Origin of the sequence: Streptomyces sp. NBC_00637 (assembly GCF_045161545.1) — a bacterium.
Lineage (GTDB): Bacteria > Actinomycetota > Actinomycetes > Streptomycetales > Streptomycetaceae > Streptomyces.
In genome coordinates, this window is record NZ_CP109046.1 from 5671893 (window position 1) to 5687469 (window position 15577).

Genomic DNA, 15577 nt, shown 5'->3' on the forward strand with positions numbered 1-15577 from the left:
GGACGGGCACGGGCGCCCGGCCCGCCCAGGTCCGCCGGACGCGGCGGGGGCGGCCGGGCGGGGGTCGGGAGTGTCGGGTGGGGCGGGGGAAACCGGGGGGTCGGGTCTGCGGATGTATGGTCCGGTTCGTGCCGAAGGCGACGAATGCCGTATCCGACCCGCCCACCCGCCGACGCGTCCTGATCACCGGCGCGGGGCTCGGGCTGACCGTGACCGCCTGTACCCGTGACGCCGAGCCGCCCGAGGACGCCCGCGGGCCCGGCTTCCACGGCCTGCGTCAGGCCGGGGTGACCACCCCGCGGCAGGCCACCGCGCTGCTCCTGGCGTACGACCTCGACCCCGCCCTGCGCGGCGCGGCGGGCGTGCGCGCGCTGAGGGCGGTGCTCGGGACGTGGACGCACGCCCTCGCCGAGACGCTGGGGTCGGACGGCTCGCGCGCCGCCCGCCTCACCGCCACCCTCGGTATCGGCCCCGCCCTCCCCGCGCGCCTCGGCCTGCGCGCCCCGGCCGCCCTGCGTGACCTGCCCGCCTTCACCGGCGACCGGCTCGACGCGGACCGTTGCGGCGGCGACCTGCTGGTCCAGCTCTGCGCCGACACCACGGACGCCACCGAGGCGATCGCCGCGACCCTGACCCGGCTGGCCGGGGAGACCCTGTACCCGCGCTGGCGGCAGGACGGTTTCCTGCCCCCGTCCCCCGACGGGGGCACCACCCCGCGCAGCCTGCTGGGCTTCAAGGACGGGCCCGCCAACCCCACCCCCGAGGAGTGCGAACGCTGGGTGTGGTCGGGCAACGCCACCTACCTCGTCGTACGGCGGATCCACCTGCGTGTCGAGGACTTCGCGCGGCTCGCCGTGCACCGCCAGGAGGAGATCATCGGCCGCGACCGCGCGACCGGTGGCCCGCTGACCGGTGTTCCGTCGGCCGGTGGTCCGTCGTCCGGTGGTGCCGAGGACGCCGCCCCGCCGCGTTCCCACGTCCGGGCCGTGAGCCCCCGCCTCGACTCGGGGGCCCGGATGCTGCGCCGCGGCTACTCCTACGCCGACGGGCCCATGGACCAGGGCCTGCTGTTCCTCGCGTTCATGCGGGACCCCGCGCTCTTCACACGGGTACAGCGCCGGATGGCGGCGCAGGACGAGCTGAGCGGATTCACCGAGGCGCGGGGCTCGGCGGTGGCGTACATCCTGCCGGGTGCGCGCGCGGGACGGCCCCTGGGCGCGGATCTACTGGGCTGATCGCCGCCTGCCGCCTGCCGCCTGCCGCCCGCCCGTCACACGGCGCCCGCCCCGTCACATGGCGTCCGCCCTATGGGCCCCTGCCCCGCGTGGGCGGCCCGGAACTCGGTCCTCGTCCGGCGTCCCGGGCCGGACGGCCGGCATCCGGGGTCGGCGGTCCGGGGGTCCGGACCGCAGGGCATCCGGGTCGGGTCGGACGTACGGGACAATGGACGACATGCCTTCCGCACTTCCCGACGGTGAGCCGGTTCCGGACGACGGCGCGCTGCCCGCGCACGCGCTCGCCGGCGCCGCCGACCGCCTCCTCGGGTTCTATCTGCACGTTCCGTACTGCGCGACCCGCTGCGGCTACTGCGACTTCAACACCTACACCGCCACCGAGCTGCGCGGAACCGGTGGGGTGCTCGCCTCCCGCGAGAACTACGCCGACACCCTGATCGACGAGATCCGGCTGGCCCGCAAGGTCCTCGGCGACGACCCGCGCGAGGTCCGCACGGTCTTCGTCGGCGGCGGTACGCCGACCCTGCTGCCCGCCTCCGACCTGGTACGGATGCTGGCCGCGATCCGTGACGAGTTCGGGCTGGCGGCGGACGCGGAGGTGACGACCGAGGCGAACCCGGAGTCCGTCGACCCCGCCTATCTGGCCACTCTGCGCCACGGCGGCTTCAACCGGATCTCCTTCGGCATGCAGAGCGCCCGGCAGCACGTGCTGAAGGTGCTCGACCGCACGCACACCCCCGGCCGGCCCGAGCGATGTGTGGCCGAGGCCCGGGCGGTGGGCTTCGACCACGTCAACCTGGACCTGATCTACGGCACCCCGGGCGAGTCGGACGACGACTGGCGGGCCTCGCTGGACGCCGCGCTGGGAGCCGGTCCCGACCACGTGTCGGCGTACGCGCTGATCGTCGAGGAGGGCACCCAGCTCGCCCGCAGGATCCGCCGGGGCGAGGTCCCGATGACCGACGACGACGTCCACGCCGACCGGTACCTGATCGCCGAGGAGACCTTCGCCGCGGCGGGCTACGAGTGGTACGAGGTGTCGAACTGGGCCACCTCCGAGGCGGCCCGCTGCCTGCACAACGAGCTGTACTGGCGCGGCGCCGACTGGTGGGGGGCGGGCCCGGGGGCCCACTCGCACGTGGGCGGCGTCCGCTGGTGGAACGTGAAGCACCCCGGGGCGTACGCGGCGGCGCTCGCGGCCGGACGGTCGCCGGGGGCCGGACGCGAGCTGCTGCCGGCCGAGGACCGGCGCGTGGAGCGGATCCTGCTGGAGCTGCGGCTGCGCGAGGGCGTGCCGCTGGACCTGCTGCGGCCGGCGGGTCTCGCGGCGTCGCGGCGGGCCCTGGCGGACGGGCTGCTCGACAGCGGCCCCTACGACGAGGGGCGTGCCGTGCTCACCCTGCGCGGACGGCTGCTGGCGGACGCGGTGGTGCGGGATCTGGTGGACTGAGCGGTAGTCGGCGGGACCGCCGCGGCGGCGGGACCGCCGCGCCGCGGGACCGCCGGGGCCGGGCTCAGGGGGTGGTCACGAAGTCGATCAGTTCCTCGACCCGTCCCAGCAGTTCCGGCTCCAGGTCCTTGTAGGAACCCACCCGCTCGAGGATCGCCTGCCAGACCGCCCCGGTGTTCTCCGGCCAGCCCAGGGCCCGGCACACGCCCGTCTTCCAGTCCTGGCCGTGCGGCACCCGGGGCCAGGCCTCGATCCCGACGGCCGACGGTTTCACGGCCTCCCAGATGTCGATGTACGGGTGGCCGACGACCAGGGCGTGTCCGCTCGTGACCGATCGGGCGATGCGCCACTCCTTCGTGCCGGGGAGGAGATGGTCCACCAGGACGCCCAGTCTCGCGTCGGGGCCCGGCGCGAACTCGGCGACGATCGACGGCAGGTCGTCCACACCCTCCAGGTACTCCACGACCACGCCCTCGACGCGCAGGTCGTCGCCCCACACCTTCTCGACCAGTTCGGCGTCGTGTCGGCCCTCGACGTAGATACGGCCCGCCCGGGCGACGCGGGCGCGGGCGCCGGGGACGGCGACCGAACCGGAGGCCGTACGGGTGGGGCGTACGGGCGCGGACGAGGTGGGCCTCACCAGGGTCACGACCTTGCCCTCCAGCAGGAACCCGCGCGGCTCCAGCGGGAACACCCGGTGCTTGCCGAAGCGGTCCTCCAGGGTCACCGTGCCCGCCTCGCAGCGGATCACCGCCCCGCAGAACCCGGTGCCGGGCTCCTCCACCACGAGCCCGGGCTCCGCCGGGACCTCGGGGACCGGCTTCGGCTTCTTCCAGGAGGGAGTCAGGTCGGCGGAGTACGGGCGCATTTTGATGACGATAGGAGAAGCCCGGGGCCGATCAGGGCGACACGCCGAAACGGGCGCTCAGCGCGTCGCGTTGCGCCCGTACGAACGCCGCGTCCACCACCGCCCCGTGACCGGGCACGTACAGCGCGTCCTCGCCGCCGAGCTCCAGGAGGCGGTCGAGGGCGGCGGGCCAGTGGGACGGCACGGCGTCGGGGCCGGCCTCGGGCTCGCCGGACTCCTCGACGAGGTCGCCGCAGAACACCGTCTCGGGGTTGCCGGGCACCAGCACGGCCAGGTCGTGGGCGGTGTGACCGGGACCGACGTTCGCCAGCAGGACCTGCCGGCCGCCGCCCAGATCGAGGGTCCACTCCCCGGAGACGAGGTGCCGGGGCCGGACGAGGGTGTCCGCGGCCTCCGTCGCCGCCGTCTCGTCGAGTCCGTGGCGCATCGCGTCCGACCGCAGCTCCTCGGCCGGCACGGTGTCCACCCCCACCGCCCCGAAGACCTCCGCCCCGGCGAAGGCCGCCGCCCCGAACACATGGTCGAAGTGGGGGTGCGTGAGCGCGAGATGGGTCACACGGGAGCCGGTGAGTTCCTCGGCCCAGGCCCGCAGCCGCGCCCCCTCGGCCAGGCTCGAACCCGCGTCGATCATCAGCACCGCGCCCGTCCCGACGACCAGTCCCGCCGTGCAGTCCCAGCCCGGCAGCCGCACCCGGCCCACCCCCGCCGCGACCCGCTCCCACCCGAGCTCTTCCCAAGTCACCGTCATACCGCGACGCTAGCCCTACGACGCCGGGCAAGGGCCGACCTTGCCCCGGGTGTACCCCACAGCCGTACACTGGGCCGGGGAACGCTGGCACTCGGATGTGAAGAGTGCCAGACAGGCGCCCCGGGGGACTGGGGACTACTGCTGGAGGTGTGCGCGCGATGCTGAGTGAACGCAGGCTCCAGGTGCTGCGCGCCATCGTCCAGGACTACGTCGGCACCGAGGAACCCGTGGGGTCGAAGGCGCTCACCGAGCGGCACAGCCTCGGCGTGTCCCCGGCGACGGTCCGCAACGACATGGCCGCCCTGGAGGACGAGGGGTACATCGCCCAGCCGCACACCAGCGCCGGGCGGATCCCCACGGACAAGGGCTACCGGCTGTTCGTCGACAAGCTGGCCGGCGTCAAGCCGATGACCGGTCCCGAGCGGCGGGCCATCCAGAACTTCCTCGACGGCGCCGTCGACCTCGACGACGTCGTGGCCCGGACGGTACGGCTGCTCGCGCAGCTCACCCGGCAGGTCGCCGTCGTGCAGTATCCGTCGCTGACCCGCTCGACCGTGCGGCACGTGGAGCTTCTCTCGCTCGCGCCCGCACGCCTGATGCTCGTGCTGATCACGGACACCGGGCGGGTCGAGCAGCGGATGGTGGACTGCCCGGCGCCCTTCGGGGAGGTCTCGGTGGCGGATCTGCGCGCGCGGCTCAACAGCCGGGTCGCGGGGCGCCGCTTCGCGGACGTGCCGCGTCTGGTGGAGGATCTGCCGGAGGCCTTCGAGGCCGAGGACCGCGGCACGGTCACGACGGTGCTCTCCACCCTGCTGGAGACACTCGTCGAGGAGAACGAGGAGCGGCTGATGATCGGCGGTACCGCCAATCTCACCCGCTTCGGACATGACTTTCCCCTCACCATCCGGCCCGTCCTGGAGGCACTGGAGGAGCAGGTCGTGCTTCTCAAGCTCCTTGGCGAGGCGGGGGATTCGGGCATGACCGTACGCATCGGTCACGAGAATGCCTATGAGGGACTCAACTCCACTTCGGTGGTGTCGGTCGGCTACGGTTCGGGCGGCGAAGCAGTCGCCAAGCTGGGCGTGGTCGGACCGACCCGCATGGATTACCCGGGAACGATGGGAGCGGTACGAGCGGTGGCACGGTACGTCGGACAGATCCTGGCGGAGTCGTAAGTGGCCACGGACTACTACGCCGTTCTCGGCGTGCGCCGTGATGCGTCGCAGGAAGAGATCAAGAAGGCCTTCCGGCGGCTCGCGCGCGAGCTGCACCCGGACGTCAACCCGGACCCGAAGACCCAGGAGCGGTTCAAGGAGATCAACGCCGCCTACGAGGTGTTGTCGGACCCGCAGAAGAAGCAGGTCTACGACCTCGGGGGCGACCCGCTGTCGCAGTCGGGCGGCGGGGGCGCGGGCGGCTTCGGCGCCGGTGGCTTCGGGAACTTCTCCGACATCATGGACGCGTTCTTCGGTACGGCGTCGCAGCGCGGGCCGCGCTCGCGGACCCGGCGCGGCCAGGACGCGATGATCCGGCTGGAGATCGACCTCGAAGAGGCGGCCTTCGGCACGACCAAGGACCTCCAGGTCGACACGGCGATCGTCTGTACGACGTGCAGTGGCGAGGGCGCGGCCCCCGGCACCACGGCCCAGACGTGCGACATGTGCCGCGGTCGCGGCGAGGTGTCGCAGGTGACCCGGTCCTTCCTCGGGCAGGTCATGACCTCGCGGCCGTGCCCGCAGTGCCAGGGCTTCGGCACCGTCGTGCCGACCCCGTGCCCGGAGTGCGCGGGCGACGGCCGCGTGCGCTCGCGCCGCACGCTGACCGTGAAGATCCCGGCCGGTGTCGACAACGGCACCCGCATCCAGCTCGCGGGCGAGGGCGAGGTCGGCCCCGGCGGCGGCCCCGCCGGTGACCTGTACGTCGAGATCCACGAGCTGCCGCACAACATGTTCCAGCGGCGCGGGGACGACCTGCACTGCACGGTGACCCTGCCGATGACGGCGGCGGCGCTCGGCACCAAGGTGCCGCTGGAGACCCTGGACGGGCTGGAGGAGGTCGACATCCGGCCCGGCACCCAGTCCGGGCAGTCGATCCCGTTGCACGGCCGGGGCGTCACGCATCTGCGGGGCGGCGGGCGTGGGGACCTCATCGTGCATGTCGAGGTCCAGACGCCCAGCAAGCTCGATCCCGAGCAGGAGCGGGTGTTGCGGGAGCTGGCGAAGCTGCGGGGCGAGGAGCGGCCCACGGGGCAGTTCCAGCCCGGGCAGCAGGGACTGTTCTCCCGGCTGAAGGACGCGTTCAACGGACGGTGACGGCGGGGGCCGGGGTGGGTTTCCGCCCTCGCCGGCCCTTCCCCTCCCGCCCACGGGGCCGTGCCCCCGGACTCCCCGCTTCCGGCCCGAACGGGCATCGCCTCGGAACACCGGACGGGCCGAAAGTACGGGCACGTGACACCTTGTGCCGGCGGGAAGGGTCGATTCGGACTTGTTCGGAGGACGTGACAACATGCCGTCATGTCCTCCGCACTGACCGATCTCTTCCCGTATCCGATCGTGCAGGCCCCCATGGCGGGCGGTGTCTCCGTCCCGCGGCTGGCGGCCGCCGTGTGCGAGGCCGGGGGGCTCGGGTTCCTCGCCGCCGGGTACAAGACGCCCGACGGCATGTACCAGGAGATCAAGCAGCTGCGGAGCCTCACCGCCCGTCCTTTCGGCGTGAACCTCTTCATGCCGCAGCCGGAGTACCCCGGTGTGGGCACCGGATCCACCGGAGCGGCTGTCGCCGCGCTCCCTGCCGCGGGCGCCGTCGAGGTCTACGCCCACCAGCTCGCCGGTGAGGCCGCCTGGTACGAGACCGAGCTGGGCGACCCGGAGAGCGGCCGCGACGACGGTTACGACGCCAAGCTCGCGGTGCTGCTGGACAACCCGGTGCCGGTGGTGTCGTTCCACTTCGGCGTCCCGAGCGGCGAGGCGCTGGAGTCCCTGCGGCGCGCGGGAACGTTCACCCTGGTCACGGCGACCACCGCCGAGGAGGCCCGCGCGGTGGAGCGGGCCGGCGCGGACGCCGTGATCGTGCAGGGTGTGGAGGCCGGCGGCCACCAGGGCACCCACCGGGACAACCCGGAGAACGACCGCTCCGGCATCGGACTGCTCGCGCTGATCGCACAGGTCCGCGAATCGGTGAACCTGCCAGTCGTCGCCGCCGGCGGGCTCATGCGCGGCGGCCAGATCGCCGCGGTCCTCGCGGCCGGCGCGGACGCGGCCCAGCTGGGCACCGCTTTCCTCGTCACCCCCGAGTCCGGGGCGCACGCCGTGCACAAGCAGGCGCTGACCAACCCCCTCTTCGTGCGCACCGAGCTCACCCGGGCCTTCTCCGGCCGTCCGGCCCGCGGCCTGGTCAACCGCTTCCTGCGCGAGCACGGCCCGTACGCGCCCGCCGCCTACCCGGAGGTCCACCACCTCACCTCGCCGCTGCGCAAGGCGGCGGCCCGGGCGGGCGACGCCCAGGGCATGGCGCTGTGGGCGGGACAGGGGCACCGGCTGGCCCGCGAGCTGCCCGCCGGGCGGCTGGTGGACGTCCTGGTGTCCGAACTCGCCGACGCGCGGACAGCGTTGTCGGGGTTCGCGGCCGGTGAGGGCGGTGCCGCGTGACGGCGCCCGTGTTCGTCGTCGACGAACTCCTGGCCTCCCGCTCCGAGTTCGTGCTGGACGGCCCCGAGGGCCGGCACGCCGTCTCGGTGAAGCGGCTGCGGACCGGTGAGGAGGTCGTCCTCACCGACGGCGCCGGACGCTGGGCGCACGGCGAGGTCGTCGCCGCCGAGGGCAAGGACCGGCTGGTGGTGAGCCTCGGAGAGGTGATCGAGGAGCCCGCCGAGGCACCCCGGATCACCGTCGTCCAGGCGCTGCCGAAGGGCGACCGGGGCGAGCTGGCGGTCGAGACGATGACCGAGACCGGCGTCGACGCGATCGTGCCGTGGGCCGCCGCGCGCTGCATCACCCAGTGGAAGGGCGAGCGCGGCGCGAAGGCCCTCGCCAAGTGGCGGGCCACCGCCCGCGAGGCCGGCAAGCAGTCCCGCCGGGTCCGCTTCCCCGAGATCGCCGAGCCGTCGACGTCCCGGCAGGTGGCGCAGCTGCTCGCCGGCGCCGACTTCGCCGCCGTCCTGCACGAGGACCGTGACTACGGCAGCGAACCCCTGGCCACCGCCGCACTGCCCGGCACGGGCGAGATCGTGCTCGTCGTGGGCCCCGAAGGGGGCGTCTCGCCGGACGAGTTGGCGCTTTTCGCGGAGGCCGGAGCGAAGGCGTACCGGCTCGGACAGAGCGTCCTGCGCACCTCGACCGCCGGCACGGCGGCCGCGTCCCTGATCCTGGGCAGGACCGGTCGCTGGTCCTGACCCCGCCCGCCCTCCGGGAGGACATCGTGGAATTCGTCCAGGTAAGGCTGCTGGTCACCGACTTCGCCGCCTGCTACCGCTTCTACGCCGACGTCCTCGGCCTGAAACCGCAGTCGGGGGCGGAGCGGGGACCCTACGAGAAGTTCTCGCCCGCGACCGGATCGACGGGGATAGCCATCCAGGACCGGGCGATGATGGCGCAGGTGCTCGGCGAACTGGGCGACACGGCGAACGGGCACCGCTCCCTGGTGGCCCTGCGCGTCGACGACCTGGACGCCCTGTGCGCGCGGATCACCGCCCGAGGCGCCACCCTGATCCACGGCCCCGCCCCGATGACCGACCGGATGCGCGTGGCCCATCTCAAGGACCCGGAGGGCAATCTGGTGGAACTTCAGGAGTGGCTGCTGCTGCGCGGCTGAGCACGCGCCGGCGGCGAACGGCGTTCACGCGTCACGGCGGGACCCGCGCCGAACGTGACCGCATACGGGCTACCGCACCGTCTGCCCGAGTGGCACGCTGCCGTCCATGGGGGCATCGAGGCGGATTTGGCTTCTCCCGTTGGCCGCCGTGGCGGCGGTCGGCACCGCGGCGTGCGAGCCGGGCGGACTGAGCAGCATGTCCGTGGCGTACACCACCGACGAGGCCGCGACGGCCGAGATCCAGCGGCGGGACGTGGACGTGCGCTGGCTGACCTGCACCGCTCGGTACAAGGACCAGGAGAAGGCGGGGACCGTCGCCGCCGTGGACTGCCGGGGCGAGACCGCCGACGGGCGGGACATCACGGTCGAGGGGCAGGTCACGCGGGCGGTCGACGGGGCCTGTGTGCGCGGGGACCTCACCGCCGTCGTCGGCAAGAAGCAGTTGTTCCGGGTGAGCGGGCTCGGTGACTGCAAGTCCGCGACGCCGTCACCCGTCCAGCCGTCCGGTTCCGACCGGCCCGGCGGACGGCCGACGGTCACGGTGACCGTCACCGTCACCGAGACCGTCGGCAGGGACGGGAACGGCGCCGGGGGCGGTGGAATGAAGTGATCGAAACCCCTGACCTGCGGTCCCGCCGGTGCATACAGTGATGCGGTGACACAGCCCGCGACGCCTGCCGCATACCTCCGATACCCCCATCTGCACGGCGAGTCGGTGGCCTTCACCGCCGAGGACGACGTGTGGCTGGCCCCCCTGGACGGCGGCCGCGCCTGGCGGGTCAGCGCCGACAACGTGCCGGTCACCCTGCCGCGCATCTCGCCCGACGGCACCACCGTGGCCTGGACCTCCACCCGCGACGGCGCCCCCGAGGTGCACATCGCCCCCGTCGACGGCGGCCCGTCGACCCGGCTGACGTACTGGGGGAGCTGGCAGACCCGGGTGCGGGGCTGGACCCCGGACGGACAGGTGCTCGCCGTGAGCACCTACGACCAGGCGACCCTGCGCCGCAGTTGGGCCCGCGCCGTCCCCGTCGACGGCGGACCGGCGACGACCCTGCCGTACGGGCCGGTCGGCACGGTCGCGTACGGGCCGCACACCGTGGTGCTGTCCGCGCCGATGGGGCGCGAGGCCGCCCACTGGAAGCGCTACCGCGGCGGCACCGCGGGCAAGTTGTGGATCGACCGGGACGGCGACGGGGAGTTCGTCCGGCTGCACGAGGAGCTCGACGGGAACATCGAGCACCCGGTGTGGGCGGGGGAGCGCATCGCCTTCCTGTCGGACCACGAGGGCACGGGAGCCCTGTACTCCTCCCTCGCCGACGGATCCGACCTGAGGCGGCACACCCCGCTCGAAGGCTTCTACGCCCGGCACGCCGCCGGTGACGGCACCCGGATCGTGTACATGTCCGCGGGCGAGCTGTGGCTGCTGGACGACCTCGACGGCGCCGAACCGCGCCGGCTCGACGTCCGTCTCGGCGGACAGCGCACCGACCGGCGCCCCTACCCCGTGGCCGCCTCCCGCTGGCTGGGCGGGGCCGCGCCCGACCACACCGCGCGGGGCAGCGCCGTGGAGGTACGCGGCGCCGTCCACTGGGTGACCCACCGTTCCGGGCCCGCCCGCGCACTCGCCGCCGAGCCCGGCGTCCGGGCCCGGCTGCCGCGCACCTTCCGCACGGAGGGCGAGGAGTGGGTCGTGTGGGTGACCGACGCCGAGGGCGAGGACGCGCTGGAGTTCGCCCCCGCCACCGGGACGGCCCCCGGCGCCACCCCGCGCCGGCTCGCCGCCGGCCGGCTCGGACGGGTCCTGGAGCTCGCCATGGCACCCGACGGCAGCCGGGCGGCCGTCGCCGCGCACGACGGGCGGCTGCTGCTCGTCGAGCGGGAGACCGGTGAGGTCCGCGAGGTCGACAGCAGCCCCGACGGCGAGGTGTCCGACCTGGTCTTCTCACCCGACTCGGCCTGGCTGGCCTGGTCGCACCCCGGGCCGCGCCCGCTCAGCCAGCTCAAGCTCGCCAACGTCACCGACCTGTCGGTCACCGAGGCGACCCCGCTGCGCTTCCGGGACTACGCGCCCGCCTTCACCCTCGACGGCAAGCACCTCGCGTTCCTTTCCACGCGCGCCTTCGACCCGGTCTACGACGAGCACGTCTTCGACCTGTCCTTCGTGGCCGGCGCCCGCCCGCACCTCATCACCCTCGCGGCGACGACCCCGTCCCCCTTCGGCCCGCAGCGGCACGGCAGGCCCTTCGAGGCCCCCGACAAGGACGAGACACCCGACAGCGAGGGCACCCCGTCCACCCGCATCGACCTCGAGGGCCTCGCCGACCGGATAGTCCCCTTCCCGGTGGAGGCCGGCCGGTACTCCGGCCTCGCCGCGGCGAAGGACGGCGTGCTGTGGCTGCGGCACCCCGTGCGCGGTGTCCTCGGTGCCTCCCGCGCCACCCCGGACGACCCCGACCCGCACACCGAACTGGAGCGCTACGACCTCGCCCAGCAGCGCATCGAGCACCTCGCGGCCGACGCCGACGGTTTCGAGGTCAGCGGCGACGGCAAGCGGCTGCTGCTGTGGACCGACGGCAAGCTCAAGGTCGTGCCCAGCGACCGGCGCGCCTCCGGCGACGAGGACGGCGACAGCAACATCACCGTCGACCTCGGCCGGGTCCGCCGCACCGTCGACCCGGCCGCCGAGTGGCGGCAGATGTACGACGAGACCGGCCGGATCATGCGGGACAACTTCTGGCGGCCGGACCTGGGCGGCGTCGACTGGGACGGCGTCCTCGACCGCTACCGGCCCGTGCTGGAACGGGTCGCCACCCACGACGACCTCGTCGACCTGCTGTGGGAGGTGCACGGCGAACTCGGCACCTCGCACGCCTACGTCATGCCGCGCGGCGGCCACGGCGGCGGCGCCCGGCAGGGACTGCTGGGCGCCGACATCTCCCGTCACGCGGACGGCGGTTGGCGCATCGACCGGGTCCTGCCCTCGGAGACCTCCGACCCCGACGCGCGCTCCCCGCTGGCCGCACCCGGCGTCGCGGTGCGGGCCGGTGACGCGATCCTCGCCGTCGGCGGGCAGCCGGTCGACCCGGTCGCCGGCCCCGGGCCGCTGCTGGTGGGCACCGCGAACAAGGTCGTCGAGCTGACGATCTCGCCGTCCGGCGGGGGCGAGCCGAGGCACGCCGTCGTCGTCCCCGTCGCGGACGAGGAGGCGCTGCGCTACCACGCGTGGGTCACGGACCGGCGGGCGTACGTGCACGAGGCCTCCGGGGGACGGCTCGGGTATCTGCACGTCCCCGACATGCAGGCGCCCGGCTGGGCCCAGATCCACCGTGACCTGCGGGTCGAGGTCGCGCGCGAGGGACTGATCGTCGACGTCCGGGAGAACCGGGGCGGCCACACCTCACAGCTCGTGGTCGAGAAGCTCGCCCGGCGCATCGTCGGATGGGACCTGCCGCGCGGCATGCGGGCGTCCAGCTACCCCGAGGACGCGCCCCGGGGGCCCGTCGTCGCCGTCGCCAACGAGTTCTCCGGGTCCGACGGGGACATCGTCAACGCGGCGATCAAGGCGCTGGGGATCGGGCCGGTGGTCGGCACGCGCACGTGGGGCGGGACGATCGGGATCGACAGCCGGTACCGGCTGGTGGACGGGACGCTCGTCACGCAGCCCAAGTACGCGTTCTGGCTCGAGGGGTACGAGTGGGGTGTGGAGAACCACGGTGTCGATCCCGACGTCGAGGTGATCTGCGCTCCTCAGGACTACGCCGCGGGGCGGGACGTCCAGCTGGACGAAGCGGTGTCGCTGGCGCTGGCCGCCCTGGAGGAGACCCCGGCGAAGGTGCCTCCGCTGCTGCCCGGGTCATAGCTCACCCGGCGTCGGTGTGGCCGCCTCCGGGGGCTGCCGCCCCCGGACCCCCGCTTCGGCCTGCACAGCCTCCTCCTCAAGCTCCCCCGGAGGGGGGACCCCCAGACGGGCTGGAGTGACGAAACCCCCCGCTACCATGCGTCCCGTACCGATCAACCGTCTGAGGAGGAGCCCGCATGGCAGGGGAACCGCAGGACGACTGTCTGTTCTGCAAGATCGTCGCGGGGAACATCCCGGCGACGATCGTGCGGGAGACCGAGACGACGATCGCCTTCCGGGACATCAACCCGCAGGCGCCCACCCACGTCCTGGTGATCCCGAAGGCGCACTACCGGGACGCCGCCGCCCTGGCCGCCGGCGCGCCGGAGCTCGCCGCCGACGTGCTGCGCGAGACGCAGGCGGTCGCGGACGGGGACAAGCTGGAGAGCTACCGCATCGTGTTCAACACCGGCGCCGGCGCCGGCCAGACCGTCTGGCACGCCCACGCGCATGTGGTCGGCGGCCGCGGCCTGCACTGGCCTCCCGGATAGACCGGCCGTGTCCGTACGCGAACTGGTGGTCCTCGGCACCGCCAGCCAGGTCCCGACCCGGCACCGCAACCACAACGGCTACCTGCTGCGCTGGGACGGCGAGGGCATCCTCTTCGACCCGGGCGAGGGCACCCAGCGGCAGATGCTGCGGGCCGGGGTCGCCGCGCACGACCTCGACCGGATCTGCGTCACGCACTTCCACGGCGACCACTCCCTCGGCCTCGCCGGTGTGATCCAGCGCATCAACCTGGACAAGGTCCCGCACCCGGTCACCGCGCACTATCCGCGCTCCGGGCAGCGCTTCTTCGACCGGTTGCGCTACTCCACCGCCTACCGCGAGACCGTCGGCATCACCGAGGCCCCGGTCGACGCGGACGGCGTCCTCGCCACCGCCGCGTCCTACCGTCTCGAAGCCGCCAGGCTCTCCCACCCCGTCGAGTCCTACGGCTACCGGATCGTCGAGCCCGACGGCCGCCGCATGCTGCCCGAGCGGCTGGCCGCGCACGGCATCAAGGGGCCGGACGTCGGCCGGATCCAGCGGGAGGGCTCGATCGACGGCGTGTCGCTGGACGCGGTGAGCGAGGTGCGGCCCGGGCAGCGGTTCGCGTTCGTGATGGACACCCGGCTGTGCGACGGGGTGCACGCGCTCGCCGACGGCGCCGATCTGCTCGTCATCGAGTCGACCTTCCTGGACGAGGACGAGCAACTCGCCGTCGACCACGGTCATCTGACCGCCGGTCAGGCGGCCCGGGTGGCGCGTGACGCCGGGGTGCGGCATCTGGTCCTCACCCACTTCAGTCAGCGCTACTCCGAGCCGGAGGAGTTCGAGCGGCAGGCGCGGGCGGCGGGGTTCGAGGGCGAGCTGACCGTGGCCTACGACCTGCTGCGCGTACCGGTTCCGAAACGGCGATAAAGCGGCCGTACGATGCTTTGATGCCCCTCCCCAAAGCCGAACTGCACCTGCACATCGAAGGCACCCTGGAGCCCGAGCTGGCTTTCGAGCTGGCCGCGCGCAACGGGATCGCGCTGCCGTACGCCGACACGGACGAGCTCCGCAAGGCGTACGAGTTCGAGGATCTCCAGTCCTTCCTGAACCTGTACTACGAGCTCATGGCGGTCCTGCGCACCGAGCGCGACTTCGAGGACCTCGCGAACGCCTACCTCGCGCGGGCCGCCGCGCAGGGCGTGCGGCACGCGGAGATCTTCTTCGACCCGCAGGCCCACCTCGCCCGCGGGATCGGCATGGGCACGGTGGTGGACGGGCTGTGGCGTGCGCTGGGCGGCAGCGAGGCCCGGCACGGCATCTCGACCCGGCTGATTCTGTGCTTCCTGCGCGACGAGTCCGCCGAGTCGGCGCTGGAGACGCTGGAGGCGGCCCGGCCCCACCTCGACCGGATCACCGGTGTCGGCCTGGACTCCGCCGAGGTCGGGCATCCGCCGGCGAAGTTCCGCGAGGTGTACGAGGCGGCGGCCGCGCTGGGCCTGCGGCGCGTCGCGCACGCCGGTGAGGAGGGGCCGCCGGAGTACATCACGGAGGCCCTGGACGTGCTCGGTGTGGAGCGCGTCGACCACGGGCTGCGGTGCATGGAGGACCCGGCCCTCGTCGAGCGGCTGGTGCGCGACCGGATCCCGCTCACGCTGTGCCCGCTGTCCAACGTGCGGCTGCGGACCGTCGACGTCCTCGCCGACCACCCGCTGCCCGCCATGCTCGACGCCGGGCTGCTGTGCACGGTCAACTCCGACGACCCGGCCTACTTCGGCGGGTACGCCGGCGACAACTTCGACGCCGTGGGCGCCGCCCTGGGCCTGGGTGAGGAGCGGCTGCGGGAGCTGGCCCGCAACTCCTTCGTCGCCTCCTTCCTGGAGGACGACGAGGAGCGGCGGGCGCGGTATCTCGCGGAGGTCGACGCCTACACGTTCTGATCCGTCCCGGTCAGGCCCGGTCGACGCGGTCCACCGGGATGTCGATGACGAGGGGCGTGCGGGGCCCGAAACTCAGCAGCACGCCGTCCTCCATGTCGACGACCCTGCGGCTCATGCCCGCCGGGGTCCGGCCGTGCCGTACGCGTCCCGGA

Annotated in this window: 14 protein-coding genes; 12 read left to right on the forward strand and 2 right to left on the reverse strand. The window is 73.6% G+C overall.

The window, feature by feature from the left end; translation table 11 throughout:
• The first annotated feature begins 128 nt into the window (after positions 1 to 128).
• Positions 129 to 1235: a Dyp-type peroxidase gene (locus OG440_RS24885; RefSeq protein WP_406008994.1), complete on the forward strand. Its 1107-nt coding sequence runs from the start codon at positions 129 to 131 to the stop codon at positions 1233 to 1235.
• 217 nt (positions 1236 to 1452) lie between these two features.
• Complete coding sequence (gene hemW / locus OG440_RS24890; protein ID WP_406008995.1) at positions 1453 to 2685, forward strand: radical SAM family heme chaperone HemW; 1233 nt, start codon at positions 1453 to 1455, stop codon at positions 2683 to 2685.
• A 64-nt stretch (positions 2686 to 2749) separates the two neighbouring features.
• Here hemW and OG440_RS24895 read toward each other — a convergent pair whose 3' ends face one another.
• On the reverse strand, positions 2750 to 3553 hold the full coding sequence (locus OG440_RS24895) for a DUF3097 domain-containing protein (protein ID WP_406008996.1): 804 nt from the start codon (positions 3551 to 3553) through the stop codon (positions 2750 to 2752).
• 31 nt (positions 3554 to 3584) lie between these two features.
• The gene (locus tag OG440_RS24900) at positions 3585 to 4301 is read right to left on the reverse strand and encodes an MBL fold metallo-hydrolase (protein ID WP_406008997.1); all 717 of its coding nucleotides are present in this window, start codon (positions 4299 to 4301) and stop codon (positions 3585 to 3587) included.
• Positions 4302 to 4459: 158 nt separating this feature from the next.
• On the opposite strand from OG440_RS24900, the gene hrcA reads away from it, so the two are divergent.
• From hrcA to OG440_RS24950, 10 genes are all read left to right on the forward strand, one after another.
• On the forward strand, positions 4460 to 5476 hold the full coding sequence (hrcA, locus tag OG440_RS24905) for a heat-inducible transcriptional repressor HrcA (protein ID WP_406008998.1): 1017 nt from the start codon (positions 4460 to 4462) through the stop codon (positions 5474 to 5476).
• Entirely contained in the window at positions 5477 to 6613 is a 1137-nt protein-coding gene (dnaJ, locus tag OG440_RS24910) for a molecular chaperone DnaJ (protein WP_406008999.1), read from the forward strand.
• 201 nt (positions 6614 to 6814) lie between these two features.
• Positions 6815 to 7948, forward strand: a complete 1134-nt coding sequence (locus tag OG440_RS24915; protein WP_406009000.1) for a nitronate monooxygenase — start codon at positions 6815 to 6817, stop codon at positions 7946 to 7948.
• Positions 7945 to 8691, forward strand: coding sequence for a 16S rRNA (uracil(1498)-N(3))-methyltransferase (locus OG440_RS24920; RefSeq protein WP_406009001.1), 747 nt, complete (start codon positions 7945 to 7947; stop codon positions 8689 to 8691). The genes OG440_RS24915 and OG440_RS24920 overlap by 4 nt, the downstream gene beginning before the upstream one ends.
• 26 nt (positions 8692 to 8717) lie before the next feature.
• The gene (locus tag OG440_RS24925; RefSeq protein ID WP_406009002.1) at positions 8718 to 9110 is read left to right on the forward strand and encodes a VOC family protein; all 393 of its coding nucleotides are present in this window, start codon (positions 8718 to 8720) and stop codon (positions 9108 to 9110) included.
• 106 nt (positions 9111 to 9216) lie between these two features.
• On the forward strand, positions 9217 to 9720 hold the full coding sequence (locus OG440_RS24930) for a hypothetical protein (protein ID WP_406009003.1): 504 nt from the start codon (positions 9217 to 9219) through the stop codon (positions 9718 to 9720).
• A 45-nt stretch (positions 9721 to 9765) separates the two neighbouring features.
• Complete coding sequence (locus OG440_RS24935) at positions 9766 to 12972, forward strand: S41 family peptidase (RefSeq protein ID WP_406009004.1); 3207 nt, start codon at positions 9766 to 9768, stop codon at positions 12970 to 12972.
• A gap of 176 nt (positions 12973 to 13148) precedes the next feature.
• Complete coding sequence (locus OG440_RS24940) at positions 13149 to 13502, forward strand: HIT domain-containing protein (RefSeq protein ID WP_406009005.1); 354 nt, start codon at positions 13149 to 13151, stop codon at positions 13500 to 13502.
• Between the two features lie 7 nt (positions 13503 to 13509).
• Positions 13510 to 14415, forward strand: a complete 906-nt coding sequence (locus tag OG440_RS24945; protein ID WP_406009006.1) for a ribonuclease Z — start codon at positions 13510 to 13512, stop codon at positions 14413 to 14415.
• Positions 14416 to 14435: 20 nt separating this feature from the next.
• Entirely contained in the window at positions 14436 to 15425 is a 990-nt protein-coding gene (locus tag OG440_RS24950) for an adenosine deaminase (protein ID WP_406009007.1), read from the forward strand.
• The last annotated feature ends 152 nt before the right edge of the window (positions 15426 to 15577 follow it).